This is a genomic window from Sinorhizobium sp. M4_45 (assembly GCF_002885915.1).
GTDB classification, from domain to species: Bacteria; Pseudomonadota; Alphaproteobacteria; order Rhizobiales; family Rhizobiaceae; genus Sinorhizobium; species Sinorhizobium meliloti_A.
On record NZ_NWVE01000002.1, the window covers coordinates 20,244 to 34,014 of the forward strand.

9 protein-coding genes and 1 tRNA gene are annotated in these 13,771 nt (G+C 58.7%); 8 read left to right on the forward strand and 2 right to left on the reverse strand.

The genetic code is table 11. The features are described from left to right. Positions 1–28: 28 nt before the first annotated feature. The 8 genes from CN933_RS05720 (at position 29) to CN933_RS05760 (ending at position 11,723) form a co-directional block, all read left to right on the forward strand. A complete protein-coding gene (locus tag CN933_RS05720) occupies positions 29–799 on the forward strand; it encodes a DUF8812 domain-containing protein (protein ID WP_102761347.1) in 771 nt (256 codons plus the stop codon). Then, entirely contained in the window at positions 800–1,132 is a 333-nt protein-coding gene (locus tag CN933_RS32515; RefSeq protein WP_102761348.1) for an N-acetylmuramoyl-L-alanine amidase family protein, read from the forward strand. A 72-nt stretch (positions 1,133–1,204) separates the two neighbouring features. Beyond that, positions 1,205–2,155, forward strand: a complete 951-nt coding sequence (locus CN933_RS05730) for a hypothetical protein (RefSeq protein ID WP_102761349.1) — start codon at positions 1,205–1,207, stop codon at positions 2,153–2,155. A 776-nt stretch (positions 2,156–2,931) separates the two neighbouring features. Next, positions 2,932–4,053, forward strand: coding sequence for a trypsin-like serine peptidase (locus CN933_RS05740; protein ID WP_102761351.1), 1,122 nt, complete (start codon positions 2,932–2,934; stop codon positions 4,051–4,053). A gap of 9 nt (positions 4,054–4,062) precedes the next feature. Next, entirely contained in the window at positions 4,063–5,298 is a 1,236-nt protein-coding gene (locus CN933_RS05745) for a hypothetical protein (RefSeq protein ID WP_102761352.1), read from the forward strand. Further along, positions 5,295–7,262 (forward strand): pentapeptide repeat-containing protein, encoded by a 1,968-nt coding sequence (locus CN933_RS05750; protein ID WP_102761353.1) that lies wholly within the window; start codon positions 5,295–5,297, stop codon positions 7,260–7,262. Before CN933_RS05745 ends, CN933_RS05750 begins: the two co-directional genes overlap by 4 nt. 856 nt (positions 7,263–8,118) lie before the next feature. Further along, positions 8,119–10,167, forward strand: a complete 2,049-nt coding sequence (locus CN933_RS05755) for an N-6 DNA methylase (protein WP_180980697.1) — start codon at positions 8,119–8,121, stop codon at positions 10,165–10,167. Next, entirely contained in the window at positions 10,164–11,723 is a 1,560-nt protein-coding gene (locus CN933_RS05760) for a hypothetical protein (protein WP_102761355.1), read from the forward strand. Before CN933_RS05755 ends, CN933_RS05760 begins: the two co-directional genes overlap by 4 nt. 548 nt (positions 11,724–12,271) lie before the next feature. Here CN933_RS05760 and CN933_RS05765 read toward each other — a convergent pair. Continuing rightward, positions 12,272–12,347: transfer RNA gene (locus CN933_RS05765), tRNA-Thr, on the reverse strand. 76 nt (positions 12,348–12,423) lie between these two features. After that, on the reverse strand, positions 12,424–13,434 hold the full coding sequence (locus CN933_RS05770; RefSeq protein ID WP_018094096.1) for an NAD(P)H-dependent flavin oxidoreductase: 1,011 nt from the start codon (positions 13,432–13,434) through the stop codon (positions 12,424–12,426). Between the last annotated feature and the right edge of the window lie 337 nt (positions 13,435–13,771).

The following is a 13,771-nucleotide window of genomic DNA, read 5'->3' on the forward strand; positions in this document are numbered from 1 at the left end:
GCAACGTTAGGCGTGAGGAGAAAGCCGGATGAGGACGTCCATCAATTGGGACACGCAGGAACCACTGAGCGAGGCCGAGTTGGAGGAGACGCGTGGGCAACGGGAGGGATTGGCATGGCTCGCGGAGCAATTGGAAAAGGCGGAGGTGCTTGAAGGGCCAGTCATCACAACAGAGCCCTCGTCGGCTCCTATTTCCGACGAGGCTTTCGATCTGATTGTCGAGTTTGAAGTCAGCAGCAAAGCGGCTTACGAAGCCAAGTACCGAAAGCCGATCTGGCCACAGGCAGCATCTGGTGTGACCATCGGGATTGGTTACGACGTAGGATACGTGAGCAAGATGCAGCTTCATGCCGACTGGGACGGTGCGATACCAGCCGGGATGGTCACGGCGCTCGAGCGTGGGCTCGGCGCCCATGGTGCGGCGGCGAAGCCGATCGCGGCGGAGCTAGGACGCAGCGTCGATGTGCCGTGGGAGGCAGCTATCAAGGTACACCGACAGAAGGTTATGCCTCGGTGGGTTGGCCTCGTTGAGCGGGCGCTCCCGAACACCAACCAGCTAACTCCGGATTGCCGTGGTGCGCTCGTCTCGCTGACGTACAACCGTGGCGCATCGTTCTCGACGGCTGGCGACCGTTACAAAGAGATGCGCGCGATTAAAGATCATATGAGCATCGGGCAGTTCAGCCATATTCCAAATGACCTCCGCTCAATGAAACGACTGTGGCCTACTTTGCGTGGCCTTCGCATTCGCCGGGATCGCGAAGCCATGTTGTTTGAGCGGGGCCTTGCAGTTGCCTGAATTGTCCGCCGCCTCCAAGAGGATAGCCACACCGTTAAACTAACGCGAAAGACCGACCTGGACATCGGCCTCAGGGATCGAGCAGGTGTGGCAAAGTTCACAGCCTCACTGATCTTTGTCTCGATCCATCCGAATGGCTTCAACCGGTCGACGCAGAGAACTGAGAGACGATCTGACACAATTCACCTGGCCATTTCGGCAGACCTTTGCCGGGCCGTGCAAAAGCGACTCGTCTCCGCGACGGGCTACAACGATCGTAATGTCGGCCACCCTGGCGGGGTCAAGCGCCAGTCGCTCGCCGTCCTCAAACCGAATCGCCAGCTGCTTGGTTGAAATCAGCTTTATGAACGTGGCCGCGGGCGGGGATCACCTAAGCAGACCTTAATCAAGCGTCGGGAGGCACCCATGGCAGGAGAAGGCGAAGAGGAAGGCCAAGGCCAGGAACCGGCAAGCCCGGAAGTGGAGAGGACGACGGAGGCCACGACCATTGGCGATGACGTCCGGATTGAGGTGGACATCCTCGCACTGACCGCCGCCCGCAAGATCACCGGTACGATTGCCGATCAGGTCGCAAAGCTCAGTCCAGATATCGTATTGGTGGGAGGCGAAGGCGTGGCGGCGACCGCGCGCGCCTTCATCGCTTTTCGCGAACGAGCTAACCGCGTGATCAGCGACCTGGAAAAGCTGCAAGCAGAGCCCAAGCTGGCCGAAACGAAGCCGACTGAGGAGGGCCCCGTTCTTGGCGCATTCGAGCTGGTCAAGGGGGTCGCCAGCCTGATGAGCTACTTCAAGGCCGAAACGAACTACTATGGCCGGAAGGTCGAGTTGACCGAGGCGGCTCTCTACCCGCTCCTCGCCAGCCACATGTCGGCGAAGTCGATCCCGATCGTCCTTCCGGAGCACTTCGCGCAACAGAGCGAGAAGACGGTGCCGGAGTTCTCCGTATTCCACACGCTAGACAAACTGATTGACGGGCGCAATCGCGTCTCCGAACTATACCAAGGGGCACCGCCCGCAGGCGCGGCGGCTTTGTTGGCGACGGCGGATGCGATCATCGATTCTGCCGTTAAGCCTGATCCGCAGACGGGCAATATCGCTGTCAACCAACTCGTCCTCGGATCCGATCTGTGTCGGCTCGCGGCGGATGCAGCAACCCCTTTGCTGGTTTCCATGAAATGTATTTCCTCTGGCGGACATGTCAGAACGCGCAAGCATCTCTTCACGACGATTTTCACGGGCGACAAGCTGTCGTTCAGCGGCGGCGTGGCGGTTGGCTATTTTATCATCGACCTGAAGACCTTCAGGGTCCTCGGCGGAGATGTGGTCGCCGCGGTGGAGACAATGAAAGGGTCGTAGGGCGTGTCGTCCCATACATGATCACTGATGTAGCTCGAAGATGATCGCGTTCCGTACGGGCCCCGCAGGTGGCCTCGTTGTTAATGAACTTGCCAGCCAAGAACGACTCCGGACACTTGTTCATTGTGTTTCTTGGTCAAACACAAGAAGCAGCAAGATGGCGACCCGCGAGCGCTTAAGTTGAGCCTTTTGAACAGAGCAGCGCAAATAGCCGTTTTGGTGCAGCGAAAGAGCGGCTACAGAGACTACCCGGCCGACCGAGGGACTGAACTTGCAAAATTGATCCAGATCTTTTCTTCGAGTCACAGCGAGAAATCGCGCAAAGCCGCCACGCCCCAGGCTATCTCGGCCTTTCTTCGGTAATTAATGTTGCGACTAAAAAATCAACAAAAAAGTTACAGCCTAGATCTTCCAGCCGTATGCGTTCGCCGCCTGTTTTCGGCCAGATACGTGCGAGGGGCCCGATGATCATAAAAGATCAGCAAGGTGTACCGGGACTGCATTGAGCAATAGCTGGCGTCGACGTGACTTGCGTCGACACCACCAAAACGGCCAGTAGGCCGCCCCAAAGTAGCCCCCATGCAAATTTCTTAAGAGTTGAACGGATACACATCTTTAAATATTACAGCCAACTGCTCCCGCTGTAAAGTAGTTGATGTTCGCGCTGGTGAACTAACGGTAAGTCTGCATTTTATCGTAGCGAGGCATTTACCGCCAGTAAAGAAGGAGCTAGTCTTTCTCCGTCTTGGCCTCAATTCGTCAAGAAAGGTCTCGCCATGTCGCTGTCTGGAAATGATATCGACAACCTTGCGTCGGAGATTGCGTCGGCGGTCGACGACGACGAACTGGAGCGAATCGTACATTCCAGTACGGGTGACCGGCTGCACGACAAGTACGTCGGAACCGGTTATCCGAAAGAAGAGACCATCAAAAAGCTGCTCGATAAGCTGGAGCACAATGGAACGACGGATTTCTTCCTTGCCGAGGTATGGAGCCGCAAGCCAATGCGAGGCGGCCTTCGTGATCTCATATTGAATACTGTGCCTACGGTCTCCTCCAGGATTAATCTTGTCGGCCGACAAATCGATCTGTCTGCTCAGTCTGCAGGCCAAGAGCAACAGGATGCTCCACCCAATGCGCTCGCGCCCGGCTTCGAGAAGAACCTCAGGCCTCTTTTGCCGCAGTTGGATGTTCACTTGTGGGTCGAGAAGCTTCTACGGATCGAGCGACAGATCTGTCGGATCGAGCGCGATGGTGTCGCGCTGGGCACTGGCTTCCTGGTGGGGGAAGATCTGGTGCTAACGAATTGGCACGTGGTCCATAACGAGATCAGCCGCAACAATGGTCACGAACTCACGTGCCGTTTTGACTATGTCCGCAAAGAAGACGATGTCGCGCTTGGCATCGTCACTACCATGGCGAAAAGCGGTTGCATCGCGTTCAGTACATTTCCCATCCGGCAGGCGCGAGGTGCCCCTTCCATCGAGCCCACGCTGTCAGAACTCGACTACGCGCTCCTCAAGTTGGATACATCCCCGGGCAATGACCAGCTCGGAGATAGCCGGCGCAGTTGGATCACCCTTACCCTCCAGCAGCACCTGCCGGAAAAGAACGAGCCTTTGCTGATCGTTCAGCACCCTCTTGGCGCCCCTATGAAGCTGGCGCTCGACACGCAGGCGATTACCGGCATGAACGCCCTAGGAACGCGGATTCAGTACAAGACCAATACCGAGCCCGGCTCCTCAGGATCTCCCTGCTTCACCCTCAGCTGGCGATTGATTGCTTTGCACAATTCGACCACAACCTTGGACAATCCCGATGGGGTCAACCAGGGGACGCCCATCCATCTAGTGGCGAAAGACGTCAAAGAGAAGCTCCCAGACCTAGTCTTGAGCTAGGGGCACGCGATGCCGCTGCGCAATCCACCCACACCCGAACGACTTGTCGACGCCATCAAGGATCTATTGGCCGGTGGTGATATCGGGGAGATGCTTAAGGGTTCGCTAGGCAAGGCGCTCTACGATAAGTACGTTCCAAACGGGCGGGCGACCGACACGCAGATCCATGCGGTGCTTCAGGGGGTAGAGAGGGATGGGTTCGAACGAAGATTCTTTACCTACTTGCTGGCGCGCTCGCTGAAACGGTACCTGGTTCAAGAGATTCTCGATGCCTACCCGGAAACCTTAGCGGACTTTCCAGATATTGCGTCGGATGTGGAGCGGGTGTTGCCGCCATTGCGTAGCGCGGCATCCAAATTCCGCCTAAGGGCAGCCGCGTTGCACACTGGACTCAAAGACGAACTGAATCAGCTGACTGTGCACGTCTTCATTCATGGCTGCCTCGCGAGGCTACGATACCAAGTGCTGAATATCCTGCACGACCATGCCTCCAGCAGATCGCTGGAGGGCGCTGCTCTGCTGGAAATCCGGATTGGCAAGCTGCTGGAAGAGATCGATGATGAACTGCAACTGCTCCCTGCCCGCACCCTCGATTTTGCCGAAGAGCGGGCATGGGTCGATGAACTGAAATTGCTGGCGGCTGCACTCAAAGAGAGTAGCTTGAGGCGCGATCCTACCTTTATCGACACAGCCGGCAAGATCGGGCGGTTGATAAACAACAATTTTGCCCGCGTGAATGCTTCTCTTGTGGATCGAATGCTGGAGATTCATGTCGAACAAGTGGCGGATCTCCTGGGCGGACCTCAGATAGAACCAGGTGTGTTAATAACCAACCTGCCTTTGACCCCACTGGCGCGAGCCCTGACCGGTCAATTCTGGCAGCTGACGGAAGCTAAGCTGTGGTTGCTTTTGATGGAACTCGACGACGACTATGCGTCGATTGCAGATGTCTACCGATCATGGCTGCAGCTAAATCAAAAATTGAGCTGGCTGGCCACCAAGAGCACCGACAGCGAATGGCGCGACCAGCTCATCAGTCGCACCGATAAGATCGGTGACTTGGTTGCAGGTGACGGCAATCCCCTAGCCCAGATGCGAGCGACCTTGGTCGAGGTGGACAGGCTCATTTTGAGCAAGCTCGATAAGGTGGCCAATCATCTTCAGAATGATTGCAAGAGCCTAATGCGAGTAGCGACCACGATTTCGCTGGCAATCGACGAATCGGATGAGGAGCAAGCCGCATGAACGCGAATGGCATCAGCCATCCGACTGCACGGCACCTTCAGGACATCGAGGCGTTCATTCAGTCCGGTCGGATCTGTGACTCATTCGCTGCCTTGCGTGAAGCCCACCTGATGATGAAGGAGCACGAGTCGGACCACGTGCTCGTGGATTTTCTGCCAAAATTCCTGACACAAGCGAAGAAGTGCGGGGCTAAGACGGAGAGTCCGCGCGAACGCTCCAAGGCCCAATCCATTTTAGACTACTGGGCATTGCAGCTTGCCTTCCTTAAGCCAAAAGATGCAGTGGCAGATGTACTGCTGGATCCATACGAAGCACCAAGGCTGGAGGCAACCGTTGCAGACGAAGCGTCACCGCAGCCCGACGGTGACGTCGCAACGACCATTGCCGCGGCGCCGGCAGCTGGCTTGGCGGAGGCCAACCAAGAAAATTCGGACGCTACGGATGAACAAAAAATTCATATCCGCTTGGCCGCAGCCGCCCGCTTGTGGCGCGACACGAAGCAATTGCAGGGCTTCCTTCTGACTGGCGAAGCACTGAAGCTTGGCGCCAAGTACCGCAACGCGGACACCGACATCAACTTGCTCGTTGAGGCAAGTGAAAAGGCGGGCCGAAAGCGTAGCCAACTGGTCCGACTTATCGCGGCTTTGTCTCTGATCGTGGCCGTGTCATCCCTATTGACGGCGCATCGGATGCTTTTTCCGTGGCTAGCCAACTGGGAGGCTAGGGCCATGCTCAAAGCCGACGCCGGAAGATTTCGCCGCGAATGGCAGTTCGAGCGGATCGCTTTTTACAGGTCCTTCATGCCGCCGTCAGACGCCGTGGCAGTCTACTTCACCGCAGGATTATTCAAAGATTTGCGTCTTGACGAAATCTCGCTACCAGGCGCCAATTTCATCCAGGCTCAGTTCAAGAAGGTTGAATTCGACGGGGCCGAGTTGCCGAACAGCCTGTTCGTTGAGGCTCCAGTTATGGACGATGTCGATTTTTCCGGGGCGAACCTCGAAAATGCGAGTTTCAGGGGTTCCGGCATTTTGACGGCAGATTTCTCTGATGCGAACTTGCAGCGTGCGATCTTCGACAACTCAACATTGTGCAAGGTCGATTTCGGCGGCGCCAATCTTGGCAAGGCATCCTTCCGGGATGTGACCATTGATGATTTTGATGGCTTCTCCAACGTCGGATGGTGGCATGCGTCTGGGTGGGGCAGCGCCAATTATCTGAACCTGCTCAAGGTGAGGAGCGATCCCAAAGCGCTCGCACACAGTGAGGCCTTCAGGGACCAGTTCAATGCCGCTCTAAAATTCTTCGCCGACACCCGGTCGGGAACTTTCGAGCGCGCAAGTGCCCTCAATCGCTATGCATTGATGCTCGCGACCTGGGGATTTCCGGATGGACACCCGACCAAACAAGCCCACGACGATATCACGCGCGAACGACGGCTGGACGATGGGCTGGATAGGAGCTGCATGCCGCGAAAGAACGTTCGCGCGCTCGACATGGACGGGATACCGGCGAGCGCCCTTGATGCAGCAACCCAGGCCGTCTGCATTCTGGAGAAGCTTCCAGAGACCGACCAACAAAAGCAACTCCTCCAAAAAGCCAGGGATACGCTCGGGTACATCCACTTGCAGAAGCGCGACATCCCCGCCGCCTTGAGAGTTTACGATCAATCTGCCGAGGACCCCGTGCCCGATGACGGGGGTCGCGATTTCAGACACGCGATCGCAGTCGGTGCATCGGGCGACAGCGCCCAGGCCGGCGCATCGCTAGAGAAGTCGTTGCGGCGGTACGTGCCAGGCCATGAAATGTGGACCTTGCGATCCATTCTCCTGAAATCGGATGGTTCGCCTGGCGAACTCATGAACACGATTCTCGGGACGATCGACAAACGCTGGCCTGCCTCTGGAAGGACATGCGCGGAGGTCGAAAACTTAGCAGAACAGTGGCTTCGTAAGCAGCAATAGTGATGAAGTCGGCCCGAACATGGTAGCAGCCCAACTCGACAGAACGCTGGCTACTCAAGGGCGAGGCGCTGTTGGTGGTATACGTCGAATAGGCATGAACAGTTCACAAGTGGCGAAAGTTAGATTCCAGTTCCTTCCCCTCCGCCAGTTGTCCAGTTGTCCTTGTGAAAACTGTCGCTTCGGCTGACTGGAGAGTGATTGTGGCTGCCCACTGCTTCACCCTTGAGGGGGAAACGATATAATTCGCCGACGAGGACGATGAGCTCGATCGAAGAAAATGGAAGCAAGCCGACATTGCCCGGCGATGGCGGTTGAAGCGTTCGGGAGTCCAAGCGACAATTGTTTCACCGAAACCCTCCTCGAACCGAACCGACTAGCCGCAGCGCTGCGGCTGGTCGGGAAAGCAGGCCCCGTGGCAACTCTCGCCATGGTGGACCCGTCCGGCCCATGTTGGCGGCCGCGCAGGCGTAATGAGAGGATGCAGCAGGTGGGACGCCAAAACTGCGAAAGTATGCTGCTCAGCACGCCATTGCAGACTCCCGCTTAGTATGGAATCCGGAAGCACGTAGTCGGCATGCAGAGCGACAGCACGCGGACTTTTCGGAGCTTGGGACGGCCACTCGAACCTCGTGAGTGGGTCGGAAGCAGTCATGTAGGGATGAAATCTGTGAATGAACTGGCTTCCGGATTGCCACCGCCCCGAAATTGGGTGCTTAGGATGGTCCATCGCAGGCGGTTCGTTAAGAGTGTGGGGATGAAGCTCGTGGTCGAAAAAGCAGGCATCTTTGCGGGACAACGCCGTTGCTCGGGCGCTGTCGTGATCGCGTGCGATTACTGACGCATGGCAATCGCGGGCATGAATGAGCTGACGTTCGCCGGCTGGTTGGCGGAATTTACGGCGGTCTGGGCGGCGGCGAGGGAAGCGGCAGGCACGCCGGCGCTTATTGCCACCGCTGCAATCGAAGAGCGGCAGGTGGATGCAAAGGGCGCTGTCCGCCGCTGCGATATCAGATTCAACAGCGAGAAGGGCAGGAAGCTTGCCAGCGGCGAGCTCAAGCGGCCAGAAGTTCCGGAGGGCCGGGATGTCCGCGCGGAGGCCTTGCGTGCTGACGCGAGGCGTAAGGCCCTGGCCCGGGGCCTTCCATACTACTTCACCTGCAACATCAGGGACGTGGCCTTATACGAAGTCGCGAGGTCTGCCGACCAGGAGGATCTCGAGATCGACTTCTTCGAGCTCGCCCCCCTGAGGAACTCTTCCGAAGCGGCCGCCTACCGCGACCAAATTCGTGACCGCTGGTCCGGTTTCCTTGATAAACTGGAGGCGCGCCTCGGGGGTGTCGAGCGCACGCGTCCGTCTGTGACAACCGCGGATGTGATTGTTCTTCGTGACGCCATATTCGCAGTCGCTTCGGAAGCATCGCACCGCGTCGCACGCCGGCTTGCAGCAGATCCCGCGCTGATCGAGGAAGTCCGGGAGGAGGCCGCGAATTCCTTCAACTTTCCCACCGTCCTGAAACCGACGCTGCCGGCAAAGTTCATGGAGGAGGTGGTGCAGATCCTGCGCTTCGGTGCCTTCGTCATTGCTCAGAAACTTGTGCTGTACCGTGTTCTACAGGATGCGGGCACCCGGCGCACTGACCCGTTCACGCTTGACGAACTCAGCCTGCCCGAGGCTTCGACCGACCCGCAGACGATTCGGGCGTTGCTCGACAGCGCGTTCTCGCTCGCAATCCGGCGATCCGGCGACTTCGAAACCGCGTTCCTGCCGGAGCCGTTCGTCGACCTGCTCTTCACGGATCCGGTCGGCACCGAGGCCCGTGAGTGCTGGGTTGGGAAGGCCTGGAGCGACCTCCTCGCAGCCGTGTCTGGTGCCTCGTGGCTGAGCATTTCGCAGAACATCGTCGGCCTGCTGTACGAGGGCATCGTCGAGGAACGATTCCGGCACCAGCTGGGACAGTTTTACACACCGGAGGATGTTGTAGACTTACTCACCGCATTTGGCATCCGTAATCCGAACGACATTGTCCTGGATCCCGCTACTGGCGGAGGGAGCTTCCTGCGTTCGACCTACGCCCGCAAGCGCGCGATCGGCGCGACACACGCGAGCGCGCTCGCGGAGATATGGGGTTGCGAAGTCACCGCATTTGCCGCCGAGCTCAGCACCATCACACTGGCGACCGCAGACACCCACGAGGCGGCGGCTTATCCCCGCGTCCTCCTCAAAGACTTCTTCGAGCTCCGGCCCGGGCTGGAAACTCCGCTCGAGATCCCCGGCGAACTCGGGCGCCTGACGGTGCCAAACGCGTTCGACGCGGTGGTCGGCAATCCGCCGTACATCTCGTACCGGCACATCGGAAACCTCAACCACATCGTCAACGCACTGGTTCGCGACGAAAACCTTGTTCTGCCGAAATTCAGCGGGAAAAGTGACGCCTATCTCTGGTTCATCGTCCACGCCACCGCATTTCTGCGCCAAGGCGGTCGGCTCGCGTTCGTTGTCTCCTCCGGCATACTGTTCTCCGACTACGGCATCCCCCTCATCCGATTCCTCGGGAAGCACTATCGCATTCGTGCGATCGCCGACTCTATCGTGGAACGCTGGTTTCCGGAGGCAGATACCAACACCGTTCTGCTGTTCCTCGAACGCGAGACCGATCCCGCCCTGCGGGAAACCAACGAAATAAGGTTCGTGCGCCTCCGCCGGACACTGGCGCAGATTGTGCCACCACCGGGAGACGCCAGCCGTCGGGGTGAACTCGAGGCGTTCCTTGAGGATGTCATTGACAACGACATCAACCCCGCTGACCCGCGTATGCAGGTCAACAGGGTGATTCAGGGCTCGGACGGCGGCCTCTCTCTGGCTGCGGGCATCAACGAAGCTGACATGCTGGAGGAGGACGAATGAATACGAGTTCTCTGCTGGAGCGTCTGGCGGACAAAACAGCCTATACCCCCGGCTCGGTGTCCGTTCGCTGGGGCCAGCTACTGCGGTCGAACGCATCAATCAGCGACGATCTTGCGCGGCTTGCCGCAAGCGAGCGGGTCGCTGTCCTTGGTAGCATGGGCCACTTGCATAGCGGTGTGGTTCCCCGCGCCAATGCATACTTTATCGTCCGCGAGCTCCCTTTCGACAAGATCCCGGCACGGATGCATGTGACCCGGGCCGACATGCGCCGGATCGCGGTCGTGATCGATGGCATGGACTTCGTCTGCCGCATCGAACGCGAGTTCCTCAAGCCGATCCTGAAGGGCCCCGACAGCTTGGAGAGCGTTTTTTCCGTGCGCAGAACGGATCTTAGGCTGTTCGACGTCCGAGACAGCAAGGACGAACTGACGAAACGCGCGGCCACCGGAGCGCTCGCTTACCTTAAACGCGGCGAGACCGTGTCCTACAACAACTCTAGTGACCCGCTGAAGGGTGGCATCCCGGCCAAGCGCAGTCAGGTTAAAAACCGCAAGCCCTATTGGTACACGGTTATACCGGAGGAGCCGATTGCGGCGGAGCGCATCGTATTGCCTGAGCACCACGACAAGCGCTACGTTTTTACAAAGGTGGCGTCGGACGATGCGAGCGTTATCATCGATACACTGTATTCGTTCACGCCAAATTCTGGCGATGACGCGGCGTTCATCCATGCCGGTCTCAATAGCTTGTTGGGCTGGTACCAGGTGGAACTTAGGGGCCGCTCCCAGCACGGCGACGGCGTGCTCAAGGTCAAGCTCCCGGACTATCGCGGCATCCTGCTGGCGAACCCGCAGACCGTGGGCGCGGCTGACAAGGCTGCGGTTCTTGAGGCTTTCGCGGCCCTGAAGGGCGCCGGGACGGGGCCCAGCCTTGACGAGCTAGGTACACCGGAGCGCCTTGCGTTCGATTTGGCGTATCTCCGCGCATGCGGATTTGAGGACGGCGAAGGCAAGGTGCGGGTTCTCGAACAGGAACTCCGTGCCCTCGCAGGTGAACGGGTGGAGCGCAAGCTGTCGGTCTCGGATGCCAAGGTGAGTCGCCGTAAGGCTACCAACGTTGCCGCAAGCGTTGACGCCTATGCAGCCAAGGTCGCCGCCCTGGTGCAACCGTATCCAGACCCCCGCTCATTCCTTATTGCCGGTGAAGCGGTGACTTCCATCGGGATATTGGCCCGTCCGGACGGCCCCCTCATTGTCGGCGCCGGGCTGTTTGACGCCGGCGAGGTTTCCGACGGTAGCACGGTGGTCGCAAGGGCGGGCGGCATCATCGGCGCAAATATTATCAAGGCTGTGCTTACCTTGGACCCGGACGTCAAGCAAATTGACCTTCCAGTCGGCCCTCGGCTGCAGGACGTCTATACCCAATGGCAGTCGTTCGTGACGAAATGGCATGCTGAATTCGAGAAAGCGGCCGAACGCGGCCTGATCGGCGTGACAGATGTGCGAACACGACAGGCGGTAGTCAATAGCGCACTGGTTCTCCTCCACGCGAAATAGCAAGGCGCATTTGTTGATGTCTGACTGTATTTCGACCGGCAAACGTAGAACCGGCCGGGCAGCGATGTCGGATCGCGCAGTTCTCTTGCCTTGCAGCTTTCGCCGCCGAACCGCCCCAACTGCTTGCGCAGCTAGAGCCTCCATTTTTTATTGAGGCGCTGAACGAGTGGGGCAAGGACGGGAAGAATTTCGTCAATGGCGTGGTCCAGCGCCTTAACACAGGAGCGCATCCCGGTCCCTCCGAAGACGAGGATTGTACGTTTCGATTGCATCTGGTGTTGATCGTCGCGCGACTGTTCCTCCGGCGGCTGGAAGCGCGCCTTTCAGCGGATCGCTACGGCGAGCGCACCTAGGGCGACGATGCTAGGCTCCGGCACTAAAATCCTGCTGCCAACTGATCTTGCGCGCCGCGCCATTCGATTTTGCGCGCTACAGTAGGGGCGAACGTCGATCATGACGTTCCCGGCAATTCCCGATTTTCTGCTTACTATGTGCTTACTGGCTCGGACAGGCCAAAGAGCAATTCTGCGCTAAGTGCTTGAGAAGAATGGTGCCGCTTACGTGACTCGAACACGTGACCCCATCATTACGAATGATGTGCTCTACCGACTGAGCTAAAGCGGCCCTTGGGGCGGTTCCGCGAACGTCGCGGAACGAATGTGAGGCGCTGATAAACGCAAAGCGGCGAGATTTCAAGCCATCAGTTTCGAGAACTTGAAAATTCCTGGGCCGGCGGCCCTTCGGAATTGGAAGCGAAGCCGAGGCGTGCGCGTGCGGCGTCGTATTCCTGTTCCAGCCGGTCGACAAGGCGGGCGACGGTGCCGACTTCGCGCACGGCGCCTATCCCCTGGCCGCAGCCCCAGATGTCCTTCCATGCCTTGGCGCCTTCCGTTGCCGTGCCGAAGTCCATCTTGGAGGGATCGGCTTCCGGCAGATTGGCTGGGTCCATTCCGGCGGCAAGAATCGACGGTTTCAGGTAATTGCCGTGAATGCCGGTGAAGTAATTGGAATAAACGATATCGGCGGCGTTGCTGTCGACGATCATCTGCTTGTAGGCGTCGCTCGCGCGGGCCTCTTCCGTGGCGATGAAGGGCGAGCCGATATAGGCCATGTCGGCTCCCATCGCTTGCGCAGCGAGCACTGCGCCGCCGGTGGCGATCGCGCCCGAGAGCAGAAGCGGCCCGTCGAACCAGGCGCGGATTTCCTGCACGAGCGCGAAGGGCGAGAGCGTTCCCGCATGGCCGCCAGCGCCTGCTGCGACTGCGATCAGGCCGTCTGCGCCCTTGCGGATCGCGGAATTCGCATGGCGGTTGTTGATGACGTCGTGGAGAACGACACCGCCATAGGAATGGATGGCGGCATTCACCTCCGGCACGGCCCCGAGCGAGGAGATGACGATCGGAACCTTGTACTTGACGCAAAGCATCAGATCCTGTTCGAGCCGGACGTTCGATTTGTGTACGATCTGGTTCACGGCGAAGGGCGCCGCCGGGCGCTCGGGGTGTCTGGCATCGTGGTCGGCCAGTGTCTCGGTGATCTCCGCCAGCCATTCGTCGAGCTGCGATTGCGGGCGGGCGTTGAGCGCGGGAAAGGCGCCGATAATGCCGGCCTTGCATTGTGCGATCGTCAGCCGGGGATGCGAGACGATGAAAAGCGGCGCCCCTACGACCGGCAGCCTCGTTTTCCCTGACAGGATTGGCGGCAACGACATCGAAAATCTCCATCCCAACTTTGACGTTCTCGTAAACGTCAAAACTGATAGCAGCAACGGACGCGCTTGCCTACTGCATCGTTCCTGAAGTCCACCGGTGCGCAAAGACATGCAGCAACCCCGAAGACACCAGCGACCTTTGCGCCTCCGATACGACGCCGAGACACCGTAAAGCGGTGCGCGCTCCGGCAATTCGGCCACGCTCGCCCATGTTTTACCTGGGGAACACCGGACGAAGTCGCGGCTGCACTTGCGAATTCGCAATGCAGCGGTTACCCAATCCTTAATAAAACCAACGGCGTGTGACGGGAAGAGGCGGGGCTCGTCGCGAGAAAGG

Excerpts from the sequence above, each read along its gene's own strand:
- CN933_RS05750 (WP_102761353.1), top strand. The coding sequence starts at position 5,295 with ATGAACGCGAATGGCATCAGCCATCCGACTGCACGGCACCTTCAGGAC.
- CN933_RS05730 (WP_102761349.1), top strand. The coding sequence starts at position 1,205 with ATGGCAGGAGAAGGCGAAGAGGAAGGCCAAGGCCAGGAACCGGCAAGC.
- CN933_RS05770 (WP_018094096.1), bottom strand. The coding sequence starts at position 13,434 with ATGTCGTTGCCGCCAATCCTGTCAGGGAAAACGAGGCTGCCGGTCGTA.
- CN933_RS05720 (WP_102761347.1), top strand. The coding sequence starts at position 29 with ATGAGGACGTCCATCAATTGGGACACGCAGGAACCACTGAGCGAGGCC.
- CN933_RS05755 (WP_180980697.1), top strand. The coding sequence starts at position 8,119 with ATGAATGAGCTGACGTTCGCCGGCTGGTTGGCGGAATTTACGGCGGTC.
- CN933_RS05740 (WP_102761351.1), top strand. The coding sequence starts at position 2,932 with ATGTCGCTGTCTGGAAATGATATCGACAACCTTGCGTCGGAGATTGCG.
- CN933_RS05760 (WP_102761355.1), top strand. The coding sequence starts at position 10,164 with ATGAATACGAGTTCTCTGCTGGAGCGTCTGGCGGACAAAACAGCCTAT.
- CN933_RS05745 (WP_102761352.1), top strand. The coding sequence starts at position 4,063 with ATGCCGCTGCGCAATCCACCCACACCCGAACGACTTGTCGACGCCATC.